This is a genomic window from Cellulosilyticum sp. (assembly GCF_982396655.1).
In genome coordinates this window covers 74,647-99,439 of the sequence record NZ_CEVXFV010000003.1, presented here as the reverse complement: position 1 = coordinate 99,439, position 24,793 = coordinate 74,647, and the positions used below count along the sequence as shown (strand labels likewise).

26 protein-coding genes are annotated in these 24,793 nt (G+C 34.4%); all 26 read left to right on the top strand.

Annotated features, from left to right (window positions below; all coding sequences use genetic code 11):
- Nucleotides 1-6: 6 nt before the first annotated feature.
- The 26 genes from smc to AC1VAQ_RS02180 all read left to right on the top strand — a co-directional run bounded on the left by smc (nt 7) and on the right by AC1VAQ_RS02180 (nt 24,748).
- Nucleotides 7-3,597 (top strand): chromosome segregation protein SMC, encoded by a 3,591-nt coding sequence (gene smc / locus AC1VAQ_RS02305; RefSeq protein WP_302596183.1) that lies wholly within the window; start codon nt 7-9, stop codon nt 3,595-3,597.
- Nucleotides 3,598-3,609: 12 nt separating this feature from the next.
- Nucleotides 3,610-4,971 carry a signal recognition particle-docking protein FtsY gene (gene ftsY / locus AC1VAQ_RS02300; RefSeq protein WP_302596184.1) on the top strand — a complete coding sequence of 454 codons (1,362 nt, stop codon included), beginning with the start codon at nt 3,610-3,612 and terminating at the stop codon, nt 4,969-4,971.
- 90 nt (nt 4,972-5,061) lie between these two features.
- A complete protein-coding gene (ylxM, locus tag AC1VAQ_RS02295) occupies nt 5,062-5,415 on the top strand; it encodes a YlxM family DNA-binding protein (protein WP_302596185.1) in 354 nt (117 codons plus the stop codon).
- Between the two features lie 12 nt (nt 5,416-5,427).
- Entirely contained in the window at nt 5,428-6,765 is a 1,338-nt protein-coding gene (gene ffh, locus AC1VAQ_RS02290) for a signal recognition particle protein (protein ID WP_302596186.1), read from the top strand.
- A 34-nt stretch (nt 6,766-6,799) separates the two neighbouring features.
- Nucleotides 6,800-7,045: a 30S ribosomal protein S16 gene (gene rpsP / locus AC1VAQ_RS02285; protein WP_302596187.1), complete on the top strand. Its 246-nt coding sequence runs from the start codon at nt 6,800-6,802 to the stop codon at nt 7,043-7,045.
- Between the two features lie 24 nt (nt 7,046-7,069).
- Nucleotides 7,070-7,300 (top strand): KH domain-containing protein, encoded by a 231-nt coding sequence (locus AC1VAQ_RS02280; RefSeq protein WP_302596188.1) that lies wholly within the window; start codon nt 7,070-7,072, stop codon nt 7,298-7,300.
- Between the two features lie 156 nt (nt 7,301-7,456).
- Nucleotides 7,457-7,972 (top strand): ribosome maturation factor RimM, encoded by a 516-nt coding sequence (gene rimM, locus AC1VAQ_RS02275; protein ID WP_302596189.1) that lies wholly within the window; start codon nt 7,457-7,459, stop codon nt 7,970-7,972.
- Nucleotides 7,969-8,712, top strand: coding sequence for a tRNA (guanosine(37)-N1)-methyltransferase TrmD (gene trmD / locus AC1VAQ_RS02270; RefSeq protein ID WP_302596190.1), 744 nt, complete (start codon nt 7,969-7,971; stop codon nt 8,710-8,712). The genes rimM and trmD overlap by 4 nt, the downstream gene beginning before the upstream one ends.
- A 93-nt stretch (nt 8,713-8,805) precedes the next feature.
- Nucleotides 8,806-9,153, top strand: a complete 348-nt coding sequence (gene rplS, locus AC1VAQ_RS02265) for a 50S ribosomal protein L19 (protein WP_302596191.1) — start codon at nt 8,806-8,808, stop codon at nt 9,151-9,153.
- Nucleotides 9,154-9,302: 149 nt separating this feature from the next.
- Nucleotides 9,303-10,154, top strand: a complete 852-nt coding sequence (gene ylqF, locus AC1VAQ_RS02260; protein ID WP_479903436.1) for a ribosome biogenesis GTPase YlqF — start codon at nt 9,303-9,305, stop codon at nt 10,152-10,154.
- 20 nt (nt 10,155-10,174) lie between these two features.
- Nucleotides 10,175-10,717, top strand: coding sequence for a signal peptidase I (gene lepB, locus AC1VAQ_RS02255; RefSeq protein WP_302596193.1), 543 nt, complete (start codon nt 10,175-10,177; stop codon nt 10,715-10,717).
- A 19-nt stretch (nt 10,718-10,736) separates the two neighbouring features.
- Nucleotides 10,737-11,291: a signal peptidase I gene (gene lepB / locus AC1VAQ_RS02250; protein WP_302596194.1), complete on the top strand. Its 555-nt coding sequence runs from the start codon at nt 10,737-10,739 to the stop codon at nt 11,289-11,291.
- Between the two features lie 33 nt (nt 11,292-11,324).
- Nucleotides 11,325-11,861 (top strand): signal peptidase I, encoded by a 537-nt coding sequence (lepB, locus tag AC1VAQ_RS02245; RefSeq protein WP_302596195.1) that lies wholly within the window; start codon nt 11,325-11,327, stop codon nt 11,859-11,861.
- Nucleotides 11,862-11,870: 9 nt separating this feature from the next.
- Nucleotides 11,871-12,629 (top strand): ribonuclease HII, encoded by a 759-nt coding sequence (locus AC1VAQ_RS02240; RefSeq protein ID WP_302596196.1) that lies wholly within the window; start codon nt 11,871-11,873, stop codon nt 12,627-12,629.
- A 14-nt stretch (nt 12,630-12,643) separates the two neighbouring features.
- Nucleotides 12,644-14,155 (top strand): flagellar hook-length control protein FliK, encoded by a 1,512-nt coding sequence (locus AC1VAQ_RS02235; RefSeq protein WP_302596197.1) that lies wholly within the window; start codon nt 12,644-12,646, stop codon nt 14,153-14,155.
- Nucleotides 14,156-14,164: 9 nt separating this feature from the next.
- Nucleotides 14,165-14,440 carry an EscU/YscU/HrcU family type III secretion system export apparatus switch protein gene (locus AC1VAQ_RS02230; RefSeq protein WP_303243790.1) on the top strand — a complete coding sequence of 92 codons (276 nt, stop codon included), beginning with the start codon at nt 14,165-14,167 and terminating at the stop codon, nt 14,438-14,440.
- The gene (locus AC1VAQ_RS02225) at nt 14,424-14,771 is read left to right on the top strand and encodes a YraN family protein (protein ID WP_302596200.1); all 348 of its coding nucleotides are present in this window, start codon (nt 14,424-14,426) and stop codon (nt 14,769-14,771) included. The genes AC1VAQ_RS02230 and AC1VAQ_RS02225 overlap by 17 nt, the downstream gene beginning before the upstream one ends.
- A gap of 12 nt (nt 14,772-14,783) precedes the next feature.
- The gene (gene pgeF, locus AC1VAQ_RS02220) at nt 14,784-15,605 is read left to right on the top strand and encodes a peptidoglycan editing factor PgeF (RefSeq protein WP_302596202.1); all 822 of its coding nucleotides are present in this window, start codon (nt 14,784-14,786) and stop codon (nt 15,603-15,605) included.
- A 13-nt stretch (nt 15,606-15,618) separates the two neighbouring features.
- Nucleotides 15,619-16,947: a DUF512 domain-containing protein gene (locus tag AC1VAQ_RS02215; RefSeq protein ID WP_302596203.1), complete on the top strand. Its 1,329-nt coding sequence runs from the start codon at nt 15,619-15,621 to the stop codon at nt 16,945-16,947.
- A complete protein-coding gene (der, locus tag AC1VAQ_RS02210) occupies nt 16,947-18,272 on the top strand; it encodes a ribosome biogenesis GTPase Der (protein WP_302596204.1) in 1,326 nt (441 codons plus the stop codon). Before AC1VAQ_RS02215 ends, der begins: the two co-directional genes overlap by 1 nt.
- Nucleotides 18,273-18,274: 2 nt before the next feature.
- Complete coding sequence (gene plsY / locus AC1VAQ_RS02205) at nt 18,275-18,898, top strand: glycerol-3-phosphate 1-O-acyltransferase PlsY (protein WP_302596206.1); 624 nt, start codon at nt 18,275-18,277, stop codon at nt 18,896-18,898.
- 16 nt (nt 18,899-18,914) lie between these two features.
- Entirely contained in the window at nt 18,915-19,901 is a 987-nt protein-coding gene (locus AC1VAQ_RS02200) for an NAD(P)H-dependent glycerol-3-phosphate dehydrogenase (protein ID WP_302596208.1), read from the top strand.
- Nucleotides 19,902-20,033: 132 nt separating this feature from the next.
- Complete coding sequence (gene spoIVA, locus AC1VAQ_RS02195) at nt 20,034-21,512, top strand: stage IV sporulation protein A (RefSeq protein ID WP_302596209.1); 1,479 nt, start codon at nt 20,034-20,036, stop codon at nt 21,510-21,512.
- A gap of 260 nt (nt 21,513-21,772) precedes the next feature.
- Nucleotides 21,773-23,575 (top strand): HlyD family efflux transporter periplasmic adaptor subunit, encoded by a 1,803-nt coding sequence (locus AC1VAQ_RS02190; RefSeq protein WP_302596211.1) that lies wholly within the window; start codon nt 21,773-21,775, stop codon nt 23,573-23,575.
- 10 nt (nt 23,576-23,585) lie between these two features.
- Nucleotides 23,586-24,281: a YggS family pyridoxal phosphate-dependent enzyme gene (locus AC1VAQ_RS02185; protein WP_302596212.1), complete on the top strand. Its 696-nt coding sequence runs from the start codon at nt 23,586-23,588 to the stop codon at nt 24,279-24,281.
- A 20-nt stretch (nt 24,282-24,301) separates the two neighbouring features.
- Complete coding sequence (locus tag AC1VAQ_RS02180) at nt 24,302-24,748, top strand: cell division protein SepF (protein ID WP_302596213.1); 447 nt, start codon at nt 24,302-24,304, stop codon at nt 24,746-24,748.
- The last annotated feature ends 45 nt before the right edge of the window (nt 24,749-24,793 follow it).

The window sequence follows — 24,793 nt, the reverse complement described above, 5'->3', positions numbered from 1 at the left end:
TGAATTATGTATCTAGATAAGGTTGAGATACATGGCTTTAAATCATTTGGAGATGCAGTAAAGTTAAGCATTCCTCAAGGTATTACAGGCGTTATAGGACCAAATGGTAGTGGTAAGAGTAACGTTTCAGATGCGATTAGATGGGTGCTTGGAGAACAAAGTGCCAAAAGCTTACGTGGTAGTAATATGCAAGATATTATTTTTGCAGGAACTGAAAAGCGAAAGTCTTTAGGTTATGCTGAGGTTGCCTTAACCATTAAAAATCCAGATCAAGCAGTGCCTATTGCCTATACTGAAATAGTGGTAAAAAGACGTGTATATCGTTCTGGAGAAAGTGAGTACTTTATTAATGGAAGTACTTGTAGGTTAAAAGATGTTCAAGAACTTTTCATGGATACTGGAATAGGTAAAGATGGTTATTCCATTATAGGACAAGGACAGATTGATAGAGTACTTAGTTCTAAACCAGAAGAGAGAAGAACATTATTTGAAGAAGCAGCAGGGATTTATAAATATAAGGTACGACGCCTTGAAGCAGAACGTAAGCTAGAAAAGCAACGTGATAATTTGGTGCGTATTCAAGATATTATTTTAGAAATTGAAGGCCGTTTAGAGCCACTTTCTATAGAAGCTGAAAAGACAACTCAGTTTTTAAAATTAAAGGAAAGCTTAAAAGAAGTTGATGTAAATATTTTTATCTTTGAAATAGAACGTATTGAAAAAGAACTTGCAGCATTAAACGAGCTCATTACTTCTATTGAGCTGCAGATTAAAGAAGCACAAGAAGAAGAAAACAGCTTTAAACAAAGGCAAGCTGAATGCAAACAAAAGAAAGATGGACTATATACTGATATTGAGACTTTAATTAGTGAAATTTCTAATTTAGAGAAACAGCAAGAGAAAAGACAAAGTCAAATAACTATTAATGAAGAAAAGGTTATTAATATTGAAACACTTCTAGAGCAAGTTATAGAAGATCAAAAGGCACAAGAACTTGATAATCAAAATAAGAAAGAGCGCCTTTCGCTTCTTGAAACAAAGCGTACGGCTTTAGAAATTGAACATGCATCTAAAATGACGATTATTGAACAAGAGGAAACAAGAGTCAATGCACTAATTAAAGCCTTAAATGATTTAGAAGGTACAATTGATAGTTCAAAGGCAGAATTGCATCAAAAGATGCGTGAGATTGACTTGTTTGAAGCAGAGCTTCAAAAGAATGACGGTATGGAAGCCCAACTTGAATATCGCAAGTCTCAAATTAGTGAACAAATTTCCCTATTGAATAGTGAAATTCAACATCAAGAAGTAAGTGGTAAGCTTTTAGAAAAGCAAAAAGGTGAAGCGCTTACAAAGTTAGAATCTTTAAGAGCTAATCTAAATGAAGTCCAAGCTTCTAGGATGCACTTAGAAAAAGACAAGCTGGCTAAAGAAAAAACACTTAACAATATGACGCAGAATATGATTCAAACAGAGCGTCAAGCAAAATGGCTAGAACAAATTAAGGAAGAACATGAAGGCTATTATGGTAGTGTTAAGCAAGTTTTAAAAGTTGCCAAAAGTGAAGGGCAAAGATGGCAAGGCATTATAGGTGTCGTGGGAGAACTTGTAGAAGTACCTAGACAATATGAAACAGCTATCGTTACAGCTCTAGGAGGAGCAATTCAAAATATTGTAACTCGTAGTGAAAAAGATGCTAAGGATATGATTACTGTGATGAAACAACGTGGTATTTCAAGAGTAACATTCTTACCTCAAGATACCGTCCGTAGTAGCAGTGTGATTAATGAGAATGGCTTAAAGACAGAACCAGGTTTCTTAGGATTTGGTAATGAGCTTATTAAATATCCAGCAGAATATAGCAATATCATTTCTTCATTATTAGGGCGTATACTGATTATTGATAATATGGAAAATGCCTCACGCATTGCACGTAAGTATCAATATAAATATAAGCTTGTAACTTTAGAAGGTGAAGTCTTCAATAGCGGCGGGTCTCTAAGTGGAGGAAGTACAAAAAATCAAAATAATAATATTTTCTCTCGTGCAAGAGAGCTTAAAGAAGCCAAAGAGAAATATGCATATTATAAAGAGGAAGTAGCTGCACAGCAATCTGCCCTAAAAACACTTTCAGATGCACTTGCAGAGCAGCTGAAAGCTGAAGAAGCATTACAACTGGAAATTGGTACTTTAGATATGAATGCTAAGAATTTCAGCTTAGAATGGGATAAAACAGAACATGCCTTAAAACTTACAAAAGCAAATCAACTTCAACTTTTAACAGAACGTAATAATATTGAAGATAATATGGAACAAATTAAATCAGGTAGAGAAAGTGTTAAAGTGCGTTTAGAAGATCTGAAGTCAGCTATTGGTGATGATGAAGAGGCATTAGAGGCACTAGAAAAACAACTTACAGATTTAAAACTAGAAAAAGATAAAGCAAATGAAAAGCTGACTGAAAAGAAAATTAGTTTATCAAATACTGAGCAAAATATGAAGTATATGATGGAACAAATGCATGAGTTAGAGGAAGCTTTAAATGGACAAGGTGAAAAGAGCGATCAGCTTGCTGAAAAGATGGCCAAGTTTGAACAAGAAAAGCAAAGTCTAGTAGAAGAAAATAAACATATTGAACTAGAAATTGAAGAGGGCAAACATACTATTGAATTAGCACTTGAAAAAAGAAGACAGTATGATGTGCAGAAGGTATCGTTAGAGCAAGAAGAAGTAAAATTAGTTGAAATCATTAGCAAGTCAAATGAAAAGCTTAATAACTTAAAAGAAGAGCGTTATCGCCTTGAAAATAAAAAAGAAAACAGTGCACTTCAAAAACAAAACTGGGGAAATACGATGTGGGAACAATATGAACTCACATATAATCGTGCTTTAGAATATAAGATGGAAGAGTGTTCTATTACAGATTTAAAGAAACGCTCTGTAGATATGCGTGCACAGATTAAGCAAATTGGTAATGTTAATGTTAATGCAGTGGAAGAGTATAAAGAAACTAAAACGCGTTATGAATTTTTAACTGGTCAAAAAGAAGATATGGAAAAGGCAGAAGCGGCATTAATTGAAATGATTGATGAGCTTATGAGCCAGATGAAAGAAATCTTTAAGACTCAATTTGCAATTATTGCAGAAAACTTTACAGAAGTGTTTAAAGAGTTATTCGGTGGTGGAGAAGCATATCTTCAGCTCATAGATGAAGAAAACATTTTAGAATCAGGTATTGAAATTATTGCTAAACCACCAGGCAAAAAACTTCAAAATATGACGTTGCTTTCAGGTGGTGAGCGTACACTTACAGCGATTTCATTGATCTTTGGTATTTTAAAGCTAAAACCTTCTCCATTCTGTGTGCTAGATGAGATTGAGGCGGCATTAGATGATGCCAATGTTTTAAGATTTGCAGATTATCTAGAAAAGCTTTCAAAAGAAACGCAGTTCATTGTAATTACCCATAGAAAAGGAACAATGGAGCGCGCGCATACACTATATGGTGTAACTATGCAGGAGAGAGGGGTTTCTACAATCCTTTCTATTGAACTTGAAGATGCAAATAATTATATTGATCAGAAAAAGAGCAGTTAGGAGGACATAAGAATGAGTTTTTTTAAAAAGTTATTTGGTAAAAAGTCGGTACAAGAAGCCCAGGAGGTAAAAGAAGAAGCAGTTCTTCACGAAGAACAAAGTATAAATCATGAAGAAAATGTGCATGAAGAAAATAGACATGAAGAGGTAGCTTGTAAATCAGAAGATGAAAAGGAAGAGGTTATAGAAGAAAAGTTTATGACGGCTTCTAAAGAAATGAACACACAAGTTGTACATGAACTACAAAAGGAAGAAGCTAAACAAGTAGAGGAAGCTATAGCACCAGTAGAAGAAACCGTTTCAGAAGCGGTAGTGGCACCGGTACATGAAACTGTAGAGATATCAGTACCGCAAGATGAAACAAATGCAGAAGAAGTAGCACAAATAGAAGATGAAGTGTTTATAGAAGAGGAGAAAGAAGAGTCAGAAGGGGGCCCAGCGAAAGAAAAGAAAAAAGGCTTTATGAAGCGTTTGTTTAGTGGACTTACAAAGACAAGAGATAACTTCTTAAAAGGTGTAGAAGATGTTTTAAGTAATTTTAAACATATTGACGAAGATTTATATGAAGAGTTAGAAGAAGCCCTTATTATGGCAGACTTTGGTGTAGATACAACACTTAAAATCATGGATGAACTACGTCATAAAGTAAAAACAGACAAAATTACAGATCCACAAGCTTTAAAAGTAGCACTTCAAGAAATTATTACAACTATTTTGACAAAGACACCAACGGAAAGTATTTTAAATCCAGATGGCCCTACGGTTATTTTAGTCATTGGTGTAAATGGTGTAGGTAAAACAACTTCTATTGGTAAAATGTCACATCTTTATAAAACTGAAGGCAAAAAGGTACTTGTGGCAGCAGCTGATACATTTAGAGCAGCAGCTATAGAGCAGCTTCAAGTATGGTGTGAACGTGCTGGGGTAGAAATTATTAAGCATGAAGAGGGTACAGATGCAGCAGCCGTTGTATTTGATGCCATTGCAGCAGCTAAATCACGTAAGAGCGATGTACTTATTTGTGATACAGCAGGTCGTCTTCAAAATAAGACGAACCTTATGAAAGAACTAGAAAAAATTTCTCGTATCATTGCAAGGGAATATCCAGAAGCTAAAAAGGAAATTCTAATTGCATTGGATGCGACAACAGGTCAAAATGCTATTCAACAAGTGAAGCTCTTTAAAGAAGTAGCAGATATCAGTGGAATTATTTTAACAAAGTTAGATGGGACAGCTAAAGGTGGAGCTATTGTAGGTATTTATGAAAACTTTGAAGTACCTGTTAAATTCATTGGGGTTGGTGAAAAAATAGATGACCTTCAACCTTTTGATGCTGAGGCATTTGCGACAGCACTTTTCCAGACTGAACAATAAGTTTAAAAATTACAGTTGACAAATAACAAGGTTTTCATTATAATCATTTAGTGTAAAGCAAAAAGGACTGACAGTAAGTCGGGGTGTAACATGGAAAAGTTTGTTGTGATAACCTATTTATTTGACTTTTATCAGGAATTGCTCACTGATAAACAACGAGATTTATTAAGAGAATATTACTTTGAGGATTTATCTCTAGGAGAGCTTTCTGAGCAACATCAAATTAGTAGACAAAGTGTCTTTGACACGATTAAAAAAGCTGAAGGTAAGCTCCTAGATTACGAAAATAAGTTGCAGCTCTTTGCAAAATTCCAAAAGCAGCAACAAGTACTCGTTAAAATAAAAAATCATTGTGATAATGTGAGTAAAAGTCTAGAGGGTGAACAAGCAAATTGCATACAAGAGGTCATTGCTCTAGTAGATGAATTAATTAATAAAATGTAGGAGGACTCATGTATGCCTTTTGATCAATTATCAACGAAATTACAAGATGTTTTCAAACAGCTTAAAGGCAAAGGTAAGTTAACTGAAAAAGATGTTAAAGCAGCACTTCGTGAAGTTAAGCTTGCACTCTTAGAAGCTGATGTTAACTTTAAGGTTGTTAAGAATTTTATCAAGACTATTGAAGAACGTGCAGTTGGACAAGAAGTCATGGAAAGTTTAACACCGGGACAACATGTTATTAAAATCGTAAATGAAGAACTTATTAATTTAATGGGTTCTACACAAAGTAAAATTACATTCGCACCAAGAGGTATTACGGTCATTATGATGGTAGGGCTTCAAGGAGCTGGTAAAACAACAACAAGTGCAAAACTAAGTAGTCTTATAAAATCCCAAGGGAAGAGACCTCTTTTAGTGGCCTGTGACGTGTACAGACCGGCAGCGATTGATCAATTAATTAAAGTTGGAAAACAAGTTAATGTTCCTGTTTTCTCTATGGGAAATCAGGCAAATCCAGTAGACATTGCAAAAGCAGGTCTTGAGCATGCAAAAGAAAATAATCTTGATGTTGTCATCATAGATACAGCGGGTCGTTTACATATCGACGAAGTACTTATGGATGAGCTGAAGAATATTAAAGCAGCGCTTAAGCCACAAGAGATATTACTTGTAGTCGATGCAATGACAGGACAAGATGCCGTAAACGTTGCTGAATCCTTCGATAATACTTTAGGACTTGACGGTGTAGTCATGACTAAACTTGATGGTGACAGTAGAGGTGGGGCAGCCTTATCTGTAAAAGCTGTAACAAATAAGCCTATTAAATATGTTGGTATGGGTGAAAAGATGGCAGATTTACAGCCATTCCATCCAGAACGTATTGCATCTCGTATTTTAGGGATGGGAGATGTTCTAACACTTATTGAAAAGGCACAACAAAATATTGATGAACAAAAAGCTAAAGAGCTAGAAGCTAAATTTAGAAAAGCAGAATTTAACTTTGAGGATTTCCTAGATCAAATGCAGCAAGTTAAAAATATGGGACCTATCAGTCAGTTGATCGGTATGATTCCAGGAATCAATACTGCTAAACTTGGAGATATTCAAGTAGATGACAAGCAAATGGGGCACATTGAAGCAATTATTCTTTCTATGACAAAAGAAGAACGCCTTAACCCAAGCATTTTAAATATGCAACGTAAAAAACGTATTGCAAAAGGTTCTGGTCGTGACCTTCAAGAGGTGAACAGACTTATTAAACAGTTTGAACAAATGCAGGTCATGATGAAACAATTCTCAGGTATGATGAAAGGCAAAAAGGGTAATAAATTTAAACTACCTTTTATGTAAATATATAGCACAATTATAAGGAGGTGAAATTAAGATGGCAGTTAAAATTCGTTTAAAAAGAATGGGTCAAAAAAAGGCTCCTTTCTATAGAATCGTTGTTGCTGATTCACGTTCTCCAAGAGATGGTAGATTCATCGAAGAAATCGGTTACTACAATCCTTGTCAAGAACCAAATGAATTAAGCATTAACACAGAAGCAGCTCAAAAATGGCTTGCTAATGGTGCTCAACCAACAGATACAGTTAAAGATTTACTTAAAAAATCAGGTGTTGAAATGTAATTTATTTCAGGGGAGGAATTTCCGATGAAAGACTTATTACAGATGTTAGCAACACAACTTGTTGGTAATCCCGAACAAGTTTCTGTGTCACAAAAAGAGGATGATGATAAGATTATTTTAGAGCTACGTGTAGCCCCAGAAGATATGGGTAAAATAATCGGTAAGCAAGGTAGAATTGCTAAGTCAATCCGCACAATAATGAAAGCTGCAACAGCCAATGTGCATAAAAAAGTTGTAGTGGAAATCATAGAGTAGGTTAGGGCTTCCCTAGCCTACTTGTGCTATCTAAATCTATATTGAAGAAAATATTTATATATTTTCACAAAGGATAATAAACCTCATTTATTATCTTTCATGAAGCTGTTACTATCCTTTATGAAAGGGTATAAATTTAAGCAAAGGATGATACAAATGGAAACAATGTTTACAGTAGGAAAAATCGTAAATACACACGGCGTTAAAGGTGAACTTAAAATCGTTCCAACGACAGATGATCCTAAACGTTTTAAAAAGTTAAAGGAAATTTTCGTGGAAAGAAAAGAACTTAAGAAATATAATATTGAAGCTGTACGCTTCCATAAGGACTTTGTACTTCTTAAATTGGAAGGTATTGATGATATGAATGCAGCAGAACTTTTAAAAGGAAGTACGCTTAAAATTAATCGTAAGGATAGCTTACCACTTAAGAAAGATGAATATTATATTAGTGATTTATATGATCTTGGTGTATATACAGAAGAAGATAATCGTTATTTAGGTGATATTGTAGATATTATCTATACAGGTAGCAATGATGTCTATGTTGTTAAAAATCCAGAAACAGGTAAAGAAATTCTTTTGCCAGCGATTAAACAGGTTGTAAAAGTAGTAGATATTGAAGCCGGTAAAATGAGCGTACATCTTTTAGAAGGGCTTGAGGATCTATGAAAATAACAATTATGACCCTTTTTAAAGAAACGATTGACCAAATACTGAATTATAGTATTATGGGACGTGCTAAAAAAAGTAATCAAATTGAATTAGAGGCTATTGATATTCGTCCTTTTGCAGCTAATAAGCATCATCAAGTGGATGATTATCCTTATGGTGGCGGTGCAGGTATGTTGATGATGGCACAGCCTATTTATGATTGCTATGAACATGTCAAAAATGAGATGCCAGATGTAAAGCCTCGTGTCCTTTATATGACACCACAGGGCAAAGTATGGAATCAACAAATGGCAGAAGAATTTGCAAAAGAAGAGCATATTATCATTTTATGTGGTCACTATGAAGGTGTAGATCAACGTGTCATTGATGAAATTGTAACAGATGAGATTTCCATTGGTGATTACGTTTTAACAGGAGGGGAACTGCCTGCTGTTATTATTGCAGATAGTATTATGCGTCTTAAACCAGGCGTGCTTGGAAAGAAAGAATCCTTCGAAGAAGAATCCTTTAGTGATGGGCTTTTAGAATATCCACATTATACAAGACCGGCTGAATTTAGAGGACGTACAGTGCCAGCTGAACTTCTTTCTGGAAATCATAAGAAAATTGAGGAATTTAGACGAGAGCAATCGCTTATTAATACGTATAATAAGCGCTCAGATTTATTAGAAAAGGCTAATTTGACGGCGAAAGACAAGAAGTTCCTTGAAAATTACGCAAAAAATCATTGCAAATAAAATCAAGACGTGCTATACTATGTACTGTTATTACGGGTGTTCCGCTGGCAACATTTTGTGTTAAGAACATCTTAGAAAAAAGGAGAATTTATTATGAACCCAATTATTAGAGAAATTGAAAACGCTCAACTTAAAGCAGAAGTACCAGCATTCAACGTTGGTGACACAATCCGTGTACACGCTAAAATCAAAGAAGGTCAAAGAGAACGTATCCAAATGTTCGAAGGTATCGTTTTAAAAAGACAAAACGGTGGCGTTCGTGAAACATTTACAGTAAGAAGAATTTCTTACGGTGTAGGTGTAGAAAAAACTTGGGCACTTCACTCACCAAACATTGAAAAAATCGAAGTTGTTCGTTTAGGTAAAGTTAGAAGAGCTAAACTTAACTACTTACGTGAACGTGTTGGTAAAAACGCTAAAGTTAAAGAATTAATTAAATAATAAACAAAAGGACTTTTTAAGTCCTTTTTTTATTATAATTTATTGAGTATTTTGAGAGTTTTGTCATATAATAAAGACATGCGGACAGTTTTGATTGCTACATAATCAAATTTGTTAACTGATAAAAATAAAGATAAAGGTGACTAGAAATGAATATACAATGGTATCCAGGTCATATGACCAAAACAAAACGTTTAATTGAAGAGAATATTAAGTTAGTCGATATTGTAATCGAACTTTTAGATGCACGTGCACCTTATAGTACAAAAAATCCAGATATTGATAAGTTAGCTGGCAATAAAATGCGTATTATCATTTTAAATAAAGCGGACTTAGCAGATGAAAATGTCACAAAAGCTTGGATAGATTGGTATAGTGCACATAATGTAAAGGTAGTACCTATTATTGCAACAAGCGGTAAAGGGATTAAAGAGGTTGTTAAGATTGCTGAGGACCTTTTAAAAGAAAAAATTGAGAGAGATAAGGCAAGAGGCCGTATTTATCGTCCAATACGTGCGATGATTGTAGGGATTCCTAATGTAGGTAAGTCTACTTTCATCAATGCCTTAGTAGGTAAAAGTTCTACAAAAACAGGAGATAAACCAGGGGTTACAAGAGGTAAGCAATGGGTTAAAATTAGAAAAGGCTTTGAGCTTCTTGATATGCCAGGTATTTTATGGCCTAAATTTGAAGACCAAACAGTAGCACAGCACTTAGCATTTATTGGGTCAATTAATGATAATATTTTAGATAATAGACAGCTTGCTATTAACTTACTTGAGTTAGGACTTAAAGAGTTTAAAGGAAAGCTAGAGGCAAGATATAAGGTAGAACTTCCTGATGATGGTTATGAAGCGTTTAAATCCATTGGGACTAAACGTGGGCTTATTGTAGCTGGGGGGGCACTCGATGAACTTCGTATTGCACAAATGATTTTAGATGAATTTAGAGGTGGTAAATGGGGACATATTACCGTTGAACATCCTAAAAATATAGAATAGATATGGAAAGAAGTGGGAATATGGGTAGTGCAGTAAATTTTGCAAAACGTAGTATTGAGTTTGTAAAAGAACTCATTTTGGCAGTACTGATGGCATTGCTATTTACAACTTTTATAGTGAGCCATAATAAGATTCCAACACCATCTATGGTGAGTACAATTAATGTTAATGATCATATTTTAACAGCCATGGTGCCATATTATTATCGTGATCCAAATTACGGAGAGATTGTTGTCTTTAAGAATGGAGAAGATAGCTGGGTGAAGCGTGTGATTGGTTTACCTGGGGATGTCATAGATATTCGTGAAGGCAATGTATATGTAAATGATGTGAAAATTGATGAATCAGCTTATTTGGCTAGCGAAGGGATTTCAGATCCATATGCAGGTAGTGATCATGTAAGTTTTCCATATACAGTACCAGAAGATAGCTATTTTTTAATGGGAGATAATCGCACACAAAGTCAAGATAGCCGTTATATTGGTGCAGTAAGTAGAGATAGAATTTATGGGAAGGCATGGATTAAAATTTATCCATTTAATCAGATTGGACCTTTAAAATAAATGTATGGGGGCGTATAGGATGAGCACAGGAAAAAATAGACTAAAGATGGTTTTAGAATATATAAAGGGGCTTACGATATTAGGATTATCATTGACATTGTTTTTAACTTTTATTATGAGTCATAATCGAATTCCTTCTGGATCGATGATTAGTACAATTAATATTGGAGACCATATTATTGTTAATAATTTGCCTTATTATTATAGAGCACCTCGGAAGGGGGAAATTGTTGTTTTCCATAAGGGAAAGGAATTATGGGTGAAACGTTTAATAGGCTATCCTGGCGATGAAATAGATATTCGCCAAGGAAATGTTTATGTCAATGGTGTACGATTAGATGAGTCCGACTATTTAAGTAATGAAGGCTCTTCTACGCCTATTATCCAGCCCGGTGCCACCCCTATTACATTTCCTATCATAGTGCCGGAGGGAACATATTTCTTTATGGGTGATAACCGTTTAGGTAGTTTAGATTGCCGTTTTCAAGAAGTGGGAACCATTCCAGTAGATGATGTTGTAGGAAAAGCATGGATAAAGATTTATCCATTTAATCAAATAGGCATACTTCATTAACAAAGAAACAATAGATAGAAATGAGTGAGGACAATGCGTAAAGAAAGACTGCATATGAAGAGCCTAATTGAAAAAATCAAGGAACCTGTTTTAGCAGTGTTAAGTGCACTCTTGATTTCTAGCTTTATTATTAGTCACACAAAGGTGCCAACGGCATCAATGATGACAACAATTAATCCTGGTGACCATTTGATTGTGAATCGTATGCCATATTATTATCGTGATCCGGAAAGAGGTGAAATTGCCGTTTTTCAATTTGAAGGTGATCATCTTATAAAACGTGTGATAGGTGTACCAGGCGATGAAATTAATATTGAATCGGGTAAGGTATACGTTAATGGTGAGATGCTTCAGGAGGATTATTTAGATCATAAGGAAAATACCTATTTATATGCGGGCTCAAAAATTAAATTTCCATATACAATACCAGAAGGCTATTATTTTATGATGGGTGATAACCGAAGTAATAGTAAAGATAGTAGAGTGTTTGGTCCTATAGCAAGAACACAAATTATTGCAAAGGCAGGATTATGTATATATCCGTTTGATCGCATAGGTATATTAAAATAAGGTGAAAAGATGAATATAAAAGAAATAGATGCATATTTAAAAACAGTGCCTAAGGCACAATTAAATGAAGTGATAGTGCCTTTCAAATTAGATGAAAGAGCTGGTGTCAAAAAAGTAGTAGAAAAATATGAAAAACAGTATAAGGCTTATGAACAAGCATGTAATGAGTGGACTTTAAAGTGTGAGTTTGATAATGTTTTTCATGAGAAACAAAAAATATTAGTTGGCATTGACGAAGTAGGAAGAGGACCATTAGCTGGGCCTGTAGTAGCTGCTGCAGTCATTTTACCTTATGAGACGCGTTTGATTGGCCTTAAGGATTCTAAGAAGCTCACAGAAGCTAAAAGAGAAGCCTTATATGATGAAATTAAAAAAGTAGCATTAGGGATAGGAATAGGGATTGCAGAAGCACCAGTAATTGATGAAATTAATATTTTACAAGCTACTTTTAAAGCAATGCGAGAGGCACTATCACAGCTTGATACACCTGCTCAGGTTATTTTAGTTGACGGTGATCATATAATTCCAGGTGTAGAGATTACACAACATGCAGTAATTGGTGGCGATAATAAAAGTGCTAGTATTGCAGCTGCAAGTGTCATTGCGAAGGTAACTAGAGACCGCATGATGGTAGATTATGCTAAGACTTACCCAAACTATGATTGGGAAAGCAATAAAGGATATGGTAGCCAAAGGCATTATGATGGTATTAGAGAAAAAGGACTTACACCACTACATCGCAGAAGCTTTTTAAAAAATTTAATTTAAAGTGAGGGATTTGCGTGATTGAATCCGTAGGCGTAGGTTTTAAGGAACAAATAAAAGGAGGACAAAAGCTGACAAGTAAAGGTAGTCAGCTTCTTTCTGATATAAAAATTGGGGATGTATTAAAAGGGTCATTAACTAAGTTAGGAGATGGACAAATTGTACTTTTAAGTGAAGGCAATGGACCAATTCCAGTAAGACTTCAGGGTATGGCCATTTTTAATGAAGGAATCTCTTTACAGGTTCTTCAAAAGGATGAGGGGCAAATGGTATTAAAATTGTTGCAAGGTGAAAGTTTATCGCATGACATCTTACAAGATAAGATTATAAGTGAATTAGGTCTTCCTAAAACAGATGCTATGCGTCAACTCATAGAAACATTTTTAGCTAAACAAATGCCACTTCAAAAGGATAGTTTATTAAAGAATTATCATATGCATCAAAGTTTTCAAATTCCAACGGAAGTACTTACTAATTTAAGTGAAAAGACAGGGACTATTAGTTTGCAAGAAGCAAAAGGCTTTTTTGAAATGAAACAAACTAATATGGAGCAAGTACTAACAGGTATTGAAGATATAGTAAGCAAGGTCCAAAATGGAAAATTAGTGCAAGATATTTTTAATATATTGGAAAAATATTTAGATGGAAATATGAGTGAAGAGTTGTTTAAAAATATTTTAAAAGACAATCTCATTGAAAAAAATACTTATTTAAATATAGCCAATGTAAAGGGCTCTGAACAAGAAGAAGTAGTGCACTTAATGCAAGCAAGCCTAGAACAAGCAGCTGTAGAAGGCCAAATGGGTAGCAATGAAGAAGAATTAACTCTTATTAAACAAGTTGGTAGCACTAATCATAAGCAAGGTGAGCAGAGTAAGAGCTATGTTAATATAGAAGAGCTGTTAGATGAGCTTACAACAGGAGATTGGAAAAAATTAGGAAAGCTTACAAAGACACTTATTTTAAAATCTTTAACTGTAGATGCGAATAAGTTACAAGAGGGCTTAGAAGAAAGTAAACATATTGAAAATACGAATAAGGTCTTAAAAGAAATTTTAAAGACTTTAGAGGAGGCACATTTACCTGAAAAATATCATGGAACGCTTAAACAACTAGAGGATATGACACAAATTGTGAACAAATTTAATACGCAGGGAGAATACTATTTCTTTCCTTTAAATTTGCCACAAGGTGAAGCTAAAGGCGAACTTTATTTCTTTAAACCTAAAAAAAGAGGAAAAAGTGATCAAAATCATTTATATATCGTCTTAGCCTTAGAGTTACCAAAACTTAAAAATATTGAAATACATATGAGACAAGAGAATAAAAGTTTACTGTTACATTTTAAGGTAAAAGAGGAACGTATGTTACAGCTGCTTGAATCACATGTCAAAGCGTTAAAGAAAGTTATGGGACAGATACAATTTAATTTAGATGAAATTGAATTTTCATTGTTAGAAGAAAAAAGAGTTCAAACATTTGACACATCTGAAGAAAGTATGTTAAGTCATATGGACTTTAGAATATAGGAGGTTAAAATGAAAAAACAACCTATTAAAAAGGCTGTCGCACTTTCGTATAATACAGATATGAATGCGCCTACCATCGTAGCAAGTGGACAGGGAAAAGTTGCGGAAAATATTATAGAAGCTGCAAAAAAAAGTGAAGTGCCTGTTTATGAAGATCAAAAGATGGCCACAATCTTAACAAAGTTACAAGTAGGTGATCAGATTCCAGAGGAATTATATGAAGCGGTCGCGAAAGTACTATTATTTGTTAAAGATATGGATGAACTTTATGGAAAAACAAAATAAAAAAGCAGTAGGAAAGGCGTATGAAGACTTGGCTACTGCATATCTTATAGATAAAGGTTATAGTATAGTAGAAAAGAACTATCGCTGCAAGCTGGGTGAAATAGACATTATTGCTAAAGATTACGATATGCTGGTGTTTATTGAGGTTAAATATCGTAAGACGGTGGCGTTTGGCTCACCAGGTGAAGCTGTGACGTATTATAAAAAGCAGCGTATTTTACGTAGTGCAAAATGGTATTTAAGGCAGCATTATTATTCAGAAATTAACTGTAGATTTGATGTGATTGAGATATTAGATGAAAAGCTTTCCCATGTGGAAGCTGCTTTTTAGGAGGAAATAGAGATGGAAAGCTCAATTAAATTTATTACAAAAGGGGATTTAACTTATTTAGTTTTTACAAACTGGGAAGAAGATGCCCATTTAGCGCATTGTTTTACAACAAAATTTGGGGGTGTCAGTAAAGGGCATTTAGAAAGTCTTAATCTAGGATTTAACCGTGGCGATGAGACTCAAAATGTTATTCAAAATTACAAAAATGTCTGTGAAGTACTAGAAGTGCCTTTTGAAAGCATTGTGCTCTCAAAGCAGGTACATGAGACGAATATTGCCAAGGTAACGGTTAAGGAAAAAGGCAATGGAATAATAACGCCAAATCAGTGGGAAAGTATAGATGGGATTTATACAAATGAAAAAGGCATTACACTTGTGACACATTATGCAGATTGTGTCCCTCTGTTTTTTTATGCGCCTAAATATGGTATGATAGGAATGGCACATGCTGGATGGCGTGGTACCGTAGGTAAAATTGGGAAAAAGATGATAGAGATCTGGCATGAAGAAGAAAATATTCCATTAGAAGAAATACAAGTAGCAATTGGACCATCTATTGGAGCATGTTGCTTTGAAGTAGGTCCTGAAGTGGCGGAGGTATTTTTAGATACTTTCGGTCAAACTGATTTTATTTGTAAAGATGAAATCGGTGAAAAATATCATATTGATTTATGGGCATGTAATAAAGCCGTTTTAATGGAAAGTGGTATTTTAGAGCAAAATGTTACGATAGCAGGTGTTTGTACATGTTGCCATGATAAAATTTTCTTCTCACATCGTAAGACACAAGGAAATAGAGGGACTTTAGGTGCCTTTATGACATTAAGAGACTAAGGAGTTGTAGAAGTTGAAATATAAAGAACATAAAATTGTGGAGGTAGAACCCGGAAGCATTGCAGAAGAATTAGAAATTGAAGCGGGTGATACGCTCCTTTGGATTAATAAAGAAAATATACAAGATGTATTTGATTATCGTTATTTAATGGCAGATGAAGCTATTGATGTATGTATTCGTAAGGCAGATGGTGAAGAATGGGTATTAGAGATTGATAAAGATTATGGTGAAGATTTAGGCTTAGTATTTGAAACAAGTTTGATGGATGATCTTATTAAATGTCGCAATAAGTGTAAATTCTGCTTTATTGATCAGCTACCTCCTAATATGCGTGAAACCGTATATTTTAAAGATGACGACTGGCGTATGTCATTTTTAAATGGAAACTATATTACACTTACCAATATGAGTCAGCATGATATTGATAGACTTGTGAAATATCGTCTATCACCGATTAATATATCTATTCATGCAACCAATCCAGATGTTCGTAAGGATTTATTAAATAATCGTTTTGCCGGTAAAATCTTAGAACAAATTAAGCAGCTTGTAGATGCCGGTATAGAGGTAAACGGTCAAATTGTACTCTGCAAAGGTTTAAATGATGGAGATGTACTTGACCAGACTGTTAGAGACTTAAGCCAGTTTATCCCACATATTTTATCTTTAACGGTGGTACCAGTAGGTATTTCTAAGTTTAGAAATGGCCTTGCACAGCTTGAAGGCTTTGATGAAGAGTCGGCAAGAGGAGTTGTAGAGGTTGTAGAAAAGTGGCAAAAATATTATTTAGAAAAAATGGGTACTCGTTTTATCTTTGCCGCAGATGAATTTTATGTGACAGGTAAGAAGCCACTTTTAAGTTATGAGGAATATGAAAATTTCCCAGTATTAGATAATGGTGTTGGCATGCTTACAAAGTTCCAGTATGAATTAAAAAGCGCACTTGAAAAAATGGAACCTAGCAAAGAAAGTTTTGAAATTTCATTAGTTACCGGATGCATTACAGATGCTTATATGAAAAACTGTGTAGCCCTTGTAAATAAAAAGTTTCCAAACTATAAAATACATGTTTATCCAGTCGTTAACCACTTCTTTGGTGAAAATATCACTGTAACAGGACTCTTGACAGGACAGGATATTATCAGTACATTAAAACAAGACGTACCATTAGGCAAGGTATTATGTTTTGCTGAAAATATGCTAAAAAGTGGAGAACCTATTTTATTAGATGACTATACAGTTGATCAGATTTCTAAGGAATTAGGCATTCCAATTGAAATATTACCAAATGAGGGTAATGAATGGGTTCAAAAAATTATTGAATTAAAGGAGAAGTATTAATGAGTAAACCAATTGTGGCGGTAATAGGGAGACCTAATGTAGGGAAGTCTACCTTATTTAATAGATTAACAAAGACGAAAACGTCAATTGTAGATGATACACCTGGTGTAACAAGAGACCGTATTTATGGAGAGGTAGAATGGCTGAATCATAAATTTACATTAATTGATACAGGTGGTATTGAACCAGATAGCAAAGATATTATTTTAAGTCAAATGAGAAGACAGGCTGAAGCAGCTATTGAATCAGCAGATGTTATTATCTTCCTTGTAGACGTTAAGACAGGTCTTACAGATGCAGATACACACGTTGCAAATATGCTTCGTAAATCTCATAAACCAGTTGTACTTGTTGTTAATAAAGTAGATGATATGGTACATCAAACAATGGGTGTTTATGAATTCTACAACTTAGGACTTGGCGAACCAATTCCTATTTCATCAGGACAAGCTTTAAATATGGGAGATATGCTAGATGAGGTTGTAAGTCACTTCCCACAAGCCAATGAAGAGGAAGAAGAAGATGATAAAATCCGAGTAGCGATTATCGGTAAACCAAATGTAGGGAAATCTTCATTAGTAAATAGAATTGTAGGCGAAGAACGTGTTATTGTAAGTGATATCGCAGGAACAACACGTGATAGCGTAGATACAGAAGTAACAATTAATGGACAAGATTATGTGTTAATTGATACAGCAGGGATTAGAAGAAAAAGCAAAATCAAAGAAAATATTGAAAGATATAGTATCATTCGTACCCTTGCAGCAATTGAGCGTGCAGATGTTGTGCTTATCGTTATTAGTGCAGAAGAAGGTGTAACTGAACAAGATACTAAAATTGCAGGGATGGCACACGAGGCAGGAAAAGGCTGTATCCTTGTTGTAAACAAATGGGATGCTATTGAAAAAAATGATAAAACAATGAATCAATATGCAAAAGAACTGACAAATGAACTTGCTTATATGCAATATGCACCACAAATGTTTATTTCAGCGTTAACAGGACAACGTGTACCAAAATTATTTGAAACAATCTTTGCAATTCATCAAAACCAAAGCCAACGTATTAGTACAGGTATCCTTAACGATGTACTTTACGAAGCAATGGCAATGAATCAGCCACCAAGTGATAAAGGAAAACCACTTAAAATCTTCTACATGACACAAGTAAGTATTAAACCACCTACTTTTGTTATCTTTGTAAATGATAAAGAATTAATGCATTTTTCTTACCAACGTTATATTGAAAATCAAATGCGTGAAGCCTTTGGATTTAAAGGGACACCAGTTAGATTCATCATTAGAGAAAAAGGGGCGAAAGAATAACAATGTATCGATTAGGGGCGTTAGTAATTGGATATCTTTTAGGCGGTGTACAGTCAGCTATATTATTAGGTAAGTTAAAAGGTATTGATATTCGCTTGCAAGGTAGTGGGAATGCAGGAACAACTAATACAGTCCGTGTATTAGGAAAAAAAGCTGGAGCCATGGTGCTTCTTATGGATATTGCAAAAACACTTATTGCAATGCTGATAGCAAGGTTATTATTTAACGGTGATAACATCCCTAGTATTGTGGTTTCTTTATATGCAGGTATAGGTGTTATTTTAGGACATAGCTATCCAATTTTCTTTGGTTTTCGAGGAGGAAAGGGAATTGCAGCTACAGCTGGACTTATTATTGGAATTGGAAATCCACTGTTGTTTTTAATTTTAGCTGCTACTTTCTTCACATGCTTTGGTATTACAAAAATAGTTTCTTTAAGTTCATTATTAGTAACAGGTACATTCCCATTTTGGCTGATTTTATTTTATTGTGGTCAGCCAGGTGGGATTGAAGCAATGGTACTTGGTTTTGTGATTATGGCAATTACTTATTATAGACATAAAGATAATATTAAACGCTTACTAACAGGTACTGAGTCAAAATTAAATCTAACAAGTAAAAAATAAGGTTGGAGGGTAGCACATGAAAAATATTGCAGTGATAGGTGCAGGTGGCTGGGGACTTGCCCTAGGATTATTATTAAATGATGAAGGTCACAAGGTGACATTCTGGTGCTATGATGAAAGAGAAAAAAATGATATATTACAACATCGTGAAAATAAACGTTGCTTACCAGGAATTAAAATTCCATTAGAGGTAGCCTTTACAACAGATATGGGACAAGCTTTAGAATCAGCGGATGTAGCTATTATTGCTGTACCATCTAAAGCTATTCGTACAACTGCTAAGGCTATGGCACCTTTTATTCCTGAAAAAGCTATTGTAGTAAATGTTTCTAAAGGGATTGAAGAAGAAAGCCTTATGCGACTTTCACAGGTTATAGAGGATGTACTTCCAAATAATGTTGTCGTGCTTTCAGGACCTAGCCATGCAGAAGAAGTAGCAAGACATATTCCAACAACTGTGGTTGTAAGTAGTAATCACATGGAAAGTGCAGTTGAAATTCAAGACTTATTTATGAATAAATACTTCCGTGTTTATACAAATGAAGATTTAATTGGAATTGAGCTTGGTGGTGCATTAAAAAATGTCATAGCATTAGCAGCAGGTATTGTAGAAGGGATTGGATATGGTGATAATACTATGGCAGCCCTTATTACAAGAGGTATGACTGAAATAGCACGTTTAGGTATTGCCATGGGTGGCAAGCCAAGTACTTTTGCAGGGCTTACAGGTATTGGTGATCTTATTGTAACATGTACAAGTGGTCATAGCCGTAATCGCCGTGCAGGAGAATTACTTGGTCAAGGCTATACAATTGAAGAGGCTATGGAAAAAGTCAATATGGTTGTAGAAGGTGTACCAACGACTAAAGCAGGTTATGCTTTAATGAAAAAGTACGATGTTGAAATGCCAATACTTAATGCAATTTATGCAGCCTTATTTGAAAAAGCATCAGTAGCAGAAACAATTGATGCACTCATGATGCGTGATAAAAAGAATGAATAAAAAGAATAGTGCAAGGATAAAAATCCTTGCACTATTTTTTTTGAAAAATAGCCCGCACTACGCATATATGTATGGGTTTCACAATATATATAAATGTACCCATACATTTATAGGGAAGAGGAGGGCTTTGAAATGGAATATTTTGATATTTACAAAGATATTTCTGAGAGGACGAATGGGGATATCTACATAGGAGTTGTAGGTCCAGTCCGTACCGGCAAGTCAACATTTATTAAAAGATTCATGGAAACACTGGTTATTCCTAATATTAAAAATGAACATAGCAAAGAACGTACACAAGATGAGTTGCCACAGAGTGGCGATGGGAAGATGATTACAACAACGGAACCTAAGTTTATTCCTAATGAAGCAGTTGCAATTACCGTGGGCGGAGACTTTGAAGTAAAGGTAAGAATGATTGATTGCGTCGGCTATATTATCCCAGAGGCAGAAGGACACTTTTATAACAATGCACCACGTATGGTAAAAACACCATGGTTTGATGAAGAAATTCCATTTGCACAAGCTGCAGAAGTAGGTACAAAAAAAGTTATTACAGATCATTCTACAATAGGTATTGTTGTCACAACGGATGGTTCTATCACGGGTATTTCACGTAATAGTTATATAGAAGGAGAAACACGAGCAGTTAATGAACTTAAAAAGTTAGGTAAGCCTTTTATTATTGTGTATAATACTAAAAAGCCATTTGATAGTGAAGTTATTGAAGAAACAACTAATCTTTCTAGAGAATATGATGTCCCTGTTATACCTATGGATGTTGCACAAATGAAAACAGAAGACATTCATACTTTACTTGAAAAAATTCTTTATGAATTCCCAGTTAATGAAATTCAGTTTATGCTTCCTAAATGGGTAGAAACACTAGATAATGAGCACTGGGTTAAGAAAGCTTGGATTGATTGCGTAAAAGAACATGTTTATGATCTTGAAAACATTAGGCAAGTAAAAAATGTAATTAGTGACTTTAGAGAATTAGACTTTATTAAAAATGTTTATCTTGAAAAGATTCAACTTGGCGAAGGAGTAGTAAAAGTAGATGTAGCAACAACAGATGAGTTATTCTACCGTGTACTTTCTGAGGCTACGGGTATAGAAATTCATGGTGATTATGAATTGATGAGTCTGATTAAAGAATTAGCAAGCACAAAGAAAGAGTATGATAAGGTTGCTTATGCCATGAATGAAGTCAAAGAGAAAGGCTATGGTGTTGTCAGCCCAATCTTTGAAGAACTTAAATTGGAAGAACCTGAAATTATTAAACAGGGTAATCGTTTTGGTGTGAAATTAAAGGCGAGTGCACCAAGTTATCATATTATAAGAGCCAATATTCAAACAGAGGTTTCACCTATTGTGGGGACAGAAAAGCAAAGTGAAGATTTAATTACGAATCTATTAAATGACTTTGCTACTGACCCAACTAAACTTTGGGAATCTAATATTTTTGGCAAGTCACTTCATGAACTTGTTAATGAAGGTTTACAAAACAAATTATATCGTATGCCAGAAGATGCACAGCAGAAATTGCAAGAAACGTTACAGAAGATTATTAATGAAGGTAATGGCGGTTTGATTTGTATTTTACTTTAAAAAGGCACAGTAGTGCCTTTTTTTTATGAAATTTATGGGGGATAGACTTGCAAGATTATTTATTCCATTATATTATGATAAAGATAAGTAATCTTACTAATTACAAGCTATAGAAAAACCAATTGTAAAATTAAAATATACATATCACAAATTGGTTTCTCTTAATGATTTCGCATTATTGAAACATAATGAATAACTAAATTGTATAAATGTGAAATCTATGAAAATAAGCTCAAGAGGAAAGAGTTGGAAGTGACAATATGAAAAAAACTAAAGAGACAAAAGTGGTGAGCAAAAAACAAACCTCTACTTATTTCAATCCCTATGCAGACGTAGGAAATACTACACCTAAAAAGAAAAAATCTACATATGCGGGAAGTAGTAAAAAGACTTCAACAGCAAAAGAAGTAGCACCTAAAAAGGTCTCAAAAAAGCAGACAACTTCTAAAAAGGCTTATGTGAAGAAAAAAACATACAATGACTATGGTGCTTATGAGGAGGGGTATACATCGTCACCTGATGCACGTAGAAAGCAGTTACAGCATCGTAATAAACTTTCTAAATCACAAATTGAAAGAAATCGAAAAAGAAGACAAAAGCGTTTTAGAAGAAAGCTGATTTTAGTTATGCTGATGACAACAATATGTGTATGGGGGATTTTAAAGATCAAAGAAGTTTTTACGAAACCAGAAGTTTCAACACAGATTGTTAATACTGGGACATTGGATATGTCTGAAGACTATGAAGGGATTGTGATACGTACTGAGAAGGTTTATAACAGTGAGGTAACAGGTACAATTCAGTATAACATGGCAGAAGGGGAGAAAATTAAAAAAGAAGGGATTGTATATGCTGTTGTATCAGATGAAACACATTTAGCAGAAGCAGAAACAGAGAAAGAACAAGTTGACTCACAGATTTTTAATGCTGCAGATAAGCGAAAGGATATTTCCTACTATCAGGATGAAGCTTCTGTGTTAGCTGATGACTTTGAAAGTAAGATGGAAGAGTATTATAAGAATATTAATGCACTTACAACAGACTACATTTATACTTTAAGAGGACAATTAGATGATAATGTCAAGGATTTGACGGCATTATACACTAAAGAACAAGATGCATTGAATACAAGTGTGGGTGAAAAAGCGAATAATATTGCAAGTAATTTAGAAAAATATAAGAGTGTCCAGAAAACACCAGAATCTGGTATCATTTCATATAAGATGGATGGTCAAGAGGCATTAAATTATGAGGCGATTGAGACCTTAGATTATAGTACTTATAATAAGATTTTCAAGAAAACATCTTCAGAAAATTTAGTAACCACTTATGTTGAAAAAGATGATCCCGTCTATAAACTTGTTTTAGATAATACATGGTATATCGTAAGTTATGTAGATCTTAAAAAAGGAGAGGCATTTACGGAAGGACAAAACTATGCTTTAAGTTTTGAAACATTAAATGAGGGTGAGATTAATTTTACTTTAGTATCTAAGGTAGAAGAAAATAATAGATTACGTCTAGTGTTCAAGACACAGGAGCAAATAGGACAGTTCCTTACAATGCGTCAAGTTCAATTTAGCATTGGTAACAAAAATGAGAGTGGCTTAAAGATACCACTTCAAGCTATTGTAGAACAGCGTTTACTTAAAATTCCTGTAGAATATAAGATTGAAAAGGATAATAAAGTAGGTGTACAACGCAAAAATGGTGAGGTGGTCGAGTTTATAGAAATAAAACCACAAAGTGAACAACAAGATATGATGTATATTTTACAGGATGTAGGAAATCTAAGTGGACTGACTGTAGGAAGTAAACTAATTAATCCTGTAAGTGGTGGTATTTATACGATAGAAGAATTTGAGACTGCGCAAGGTGTTTATGTTATTAATGGTAAGATTGCACAATTTAAAAAGATAGATATTTATGTACAAAATGAAGATTATGCACTTATAAGAAATAATGGTAGCAGTCAGCTTAAAGAAAAAGATAAGATTATTTCAAATCCAAAAAATATTAAGATGGATCAGCTTCTAGAAGATATGACTATTAAAAATGAGTAGGTGATAAATAATGATGAAGGAAAACTTAGAAAATATTCGTATGCGTATTGCAGAGGCAGCAAAAAGAGCGGGGAGAGAGCCAGAGGATGTAACATTAATTGCTGTTTCAAAAACTTATCCAGCAAGTGATATTGAAAAAGCTATAAGCTATGGATGTACAGATTTTGGTGAAAATAAGGTGCAGGAATTAATGGGAAAAGTTGAAGTGATTGAGTCACCAGTTAATTGGCATCTTATTGGTCATCTGCAAACAAATAAAGTTAAATATGTTGTAGGCAAAACAAAACTTATTCATTCTGTAGACAGTTTAAAACTTGCCCAGGAAATTGAGAAGCAATCAGCTAAACATAATGTGGTGACAAAAATTTTACTTGAAGTTAATGTAGGAGAAGAAGTTTCAAAACATGGATTGCACATAGATGAAGTACTACCACTTGTTTCAGAGATTTCTAAGCTTCCTCATGTAAAGGTAGAAGGCTTGATGACGGTAGCGCCTTTTGTGGAAGATGCTGAAGAAAATAGAACCATATTTAGGAAACTTTATGATTTATCAGTTGACATACAAAAGCAAAAGTTTGATAATATAAGTATGAACGTCTTATCAATGGGCATGAGTAACGACTTCGAGGTAGCGGTTGAAGAGGGTGCAACACATGTGCGTATCGGGACAGCTATTTTTGGTTATAGAGACTATACAAAAAGATAAAAATTTGAGGAGGCAATTTTATGAGTAATTTTATGTCCAAATTTAAAAACATGTTTTCACCGGAAGATGAATATGATGAAGAAGAAATGGAGGAGATGGAAGAGGTAGAGAGAAAACACGAGCCTGCAAGTAGACCCGTTGTACATCCTACACCACTTCCACAACCTAAAGTTGTAAGTTTAGGGGCAGTTAATAAAATGGAACTATTAAATTTCACAATGCTAAGCTATGATATGACAGGAGAAATCTGTGGCTATATCAAAAACAAAAAACCAATTATTGTCAACATGGAAAAATTAGTACCTCATGAAATGCAAAGAGCAGTAGACTTTTTAACAGGTGCTTGTTGTGCATTAAATGGAACAGTAGAAAAGGTAACAGATAATATCTTTATCTTTGCACCAGAACATGTAAATGTAAATCCAGAAAAGCTTAAACAAAGAAGCGTATTTCCACCTACTATCTAAGATGAGCCGAAATATAGTCACTTCTGACATGCAAGAGAAGCTTTT